Annotated in this window: 1 protein-coding gene and 1 pseudogene; one reads left to right on the top strand and one right to left on the bottom strand. The window is 78.4% G+C overall.

Features of this window, described 5'->3' with window-relative positions; genetic code table 11:
- Positions 1–277, top strand: a pseudogene (locus tag DQW06_RS26880) (hypothetical protein); the annotation flags it as partial.
- Positions 278–284: 7 nt separating this feature from the next.
- Here the strand turns inward: DQW06_RS26880 and DQW06_RS26875 are convergent.
- The coding region (locus DQW06_RS26875) for a PLP-dependent aminotransferase family protein (RefSeq protein ID WP_157983627.1) at positions 285–1,523 on the bottom strand (1,239 nt) is incomplete at its 5' end.

Below are 1,523 nucleotides of genomic sequence, written 5' to 3'. Positions count from 1 at the left end.
CGCCTGGAGCGCGGGCGAGGCCGCCTTCGACGAGCGGTTCGCCGTGGTGGCCGCTGACGGGGCCTTCGCGGCGACCGTCCTGGGGGAGCCGGTGCGGGAGTGGCTGCTGTCGCGGGAGGGCGTGTGCCCGTTCCGCTTCGGCGGCCGGTACCTGGTGGCCTGGGAGCGCGGAGCACTGGAGACCGGCCGTGTACGGGAGCGCGCCGACGCGGCGATCAGCCTGCTGGAGCGGGTTCCGGCCGGTGTCTGGGAGAGCGCGCAGGACACCCTGGGGTAGGCGTCCCTCACTCCCCGGGTGCGGTACCGGCGAACGCGGTGCGCAGGCGGCGCACCCCCTCGGTGATCTCGGCGGTCCCGGCCGCGCCGCCGTAACTGAGCCGCAGGTGCGGGGCGGTCGGCTCCGCCGGGAAGTAGGCCTGGCCTGCGGCCACCGCCACCCCGGCGCGCAGCGCCGCGGACACGAGCGCGGCCTCGTCGGTCTCACCGGGCAGCCGCAGCCACAGGTGGTGTCCGCCCGCGGGCAGGTGCGGCGCCGCCAGTTCCGGCAGTTCACGCGCCAGGGCCGCGGCCATGGCCGTGCGGCGCTCGCGCAGGCCCGCCGCCACCGCGCGCAGGTGGCGGCCCCACGCGGGCGAGCCGACCAGCTCCAGCACGGCCTCCTGCAGGGGGCGCGCCACGAAGAAGCTGTCCACCAGCTGGATCGCGCGCAGGCGCCGCGTCACCGGTCCCCGCGCGGCGATCGCACCCACGCGCAGGCTGGGCGAGGTCGCCTTGGTCAGCGACCGCACGTGCACCACGGTGCCGTCGGGGTCCTCGGCCGCCAGCGGGGGCGGCGGAGCCGCGGCGTCAGCGTGCGCCAGGTGGCGGGCGAAGTCGTCCTCCACCACGAAAGCGCCCGCGGCGCGCGCGATCCGCACCACCTCGCCCCGCCGGGCGGGGGCCAGGACCGTCCCGGTGGGGTTGTGGAAGAGCGGCTGGCACACCAGCACCCGGGCGCCGGTGGCCGCGAACGCCTGCTCCAGCAGGTCGGTGCGGATCCCCTCGGCGTCCACCGGGACGGGGACGGGCCGCAGGCCCGCGGCACGCGCGACGGCCAGCAGACCGGGGTAGGTGGGCGACTCCACCAGAACGGGCGCCCCCGGGTGGGCCAGGGCGCGCAGCGCGGTGGTCAGCGCGCTCTGCCCGCCCGCGGTGACCAGCACGTCGGCCGCGCCGACGGAGCCGCCGATCTGCCGGGCGAACCAGCCGCGCAGCTCCTCCACTCCTTCCGCCGGCGGGCGCGCCCAGGCTCCCGGCCGCCGTCCCGCCCGGGCCAGTGCGGCGCCCATGGCCTGCTCGGGCTGGAGGGCGGGGTGCAGGTAGCCGCCGTTGAACACGACGACCCCCAGGTCGGGCGGGGTCAGGGTGGCCAGCACCCCGGAGGCGTCCACGGTGCGCGGGACCGGTTCGCCGGAGGCCGCCGCCGTCTCGGCGCTCAGCGCGACCTCCTGCCAGGAGGTGTCGCCGACCGCGCGCCCGGGGAC

It is taken from the genome of Nocardiopsis sp. TNDT3 (assembly GCF_003427465.1).
GTDB lineage: Bacteria > Actinomycetota > Actinomycetes > Streptosporangiales > Streptosporangiaceae > Nocardiopsis > Nocardiopsis dassonvillei.
Note: the sequence above shows the minus strand (reverse complement) of the source record. Positions and strands in the feature narration are given on the sequence as shown.